Source organism: Nocardia sp. NPDC058497 (assembly GCF_042720195.1).
GTDB lineage: Bacteria > Actinomycetota > Actinomycetes > Mycobacteriales > Mycobacteriaceae > Nocardia.
Genome location: NZ_JBHXMY010000221.1, coordinates 1,358 through 2,222, shown reverse-complemented (window position 1 = coordinate 2,222; position 865 = coordinate 1,358). Strand labels below are relative to the sequence as shown.

At 60.7% G+C, this 865-nt stretch carries 2 protein-coding genes; one reads left to right on the top strand and one right to left on the bottom strand.

Annotated features, from left to right (window positions below):
- A partial coding sequence (locus ACFWPJ_RS16625; RefSeq protein ID WP_378852202.1) for a hypothetical protein occupies window positions 1–192 on the top strand: 192 nt, incomplete at its 5' end.
- Between the two features lie 8 nt (window positions 193–200).
- Here the strand turns inward: ACFWPJ_RS16625 and ACFWPJ_RS16620 are convergent.
- Window positions 201–725 (bottom strand): type II toxin-antitoxin system Phd/YefM family antitoxin, encoded by a 525-nt coding sequence (locus ACFWPJ_RS16620; RefSeq protein ID WP_378852200.1) that lies wholly within the window; start codon window positions 723–725, stop codon window positions 201–203.
- Window positions 726–865 lie beyond the last annotated feature (140 nt).

The window sequence follows — 865 nt, the reverse complement described above, 5'->3', positions numbered from 1 at the left end:
GGTAGATCAGTGCTGGCCGGGGCGGCGCTGTTCACGCCGATCATCCTGGCCGGCTCGCGTCATGCCCTGCGAGTCATCGCCCATCTGGTCCTGCCGCTGTTGCTGCTGCTGCCGCGGCATCTGCTTGGGCATTTTCTTAGGCGCTTTCTTGGACTTGTCAGCCATCTCCACACGGTCCTTTCCGAGGGATAGTGTTTCGCCTAACGCGCCAACGATAACCAGCGAGAATGCATTTCGGTAGAGGTGTGCGAAAAATCGGTTGCCGACCAGGGGATTTCCGGCGTGTCCATAGTACGAAAATTCAATTCGTGAGCATTATTTGACTGAACATGCGATTGATGAAATCGCTGACCAACCTCCTCGACGAACAGTTTCAGGACTGCGCAGGCATCCAGATACAGGAACTCACCTGTCGCCGTCCTCATCGCGCAATGACGCGAGTGCATCGCTGGCACGCCAGGAGCCCGGTGGGGAGGGTTCACGAACCATCGCGGCGGCTTCGCCTCCGGTGGGCAGTCCGTCCAAGATTGCGGGGTGGAGCAGCCGCTGGCGATGGCCTGCTCGAGAGCTTCCTCCGCGGGGTCGGGTGGCACGATCCTTCCGATCGTCTCGCCATGTCGGGTAACGACGAAAGTCTGCCCGCGGCGTACGCGGTCGAACACATCCGCCGCGTTCCGCTGCAGCTCGCGAATCGTGATGCGCTCATCAGGCATCGCTTTGCTCATGTCTGACAACGTAGCGAGTTGTCTGACATCTGATTTGGTGTGTCAGGCGTTCACGCTTGGTCCGGCGTGGGCGAGGTGGTCAGCCGTCGAGATCGCCACGGTGGTGCCGCTGGGCGCGGCGAAGCATCTGACGTATGCCC

Excerpts from the sequence above, each read along its gene's own strand:
- ACFWPJ_RS16620 (WP_378852200.1), bottom strand. The coding sequence starts at position 725 with ATGAGCAAAGCGATGCCTGATGAGCGCATCACGATTCGCGAGCTGCAG.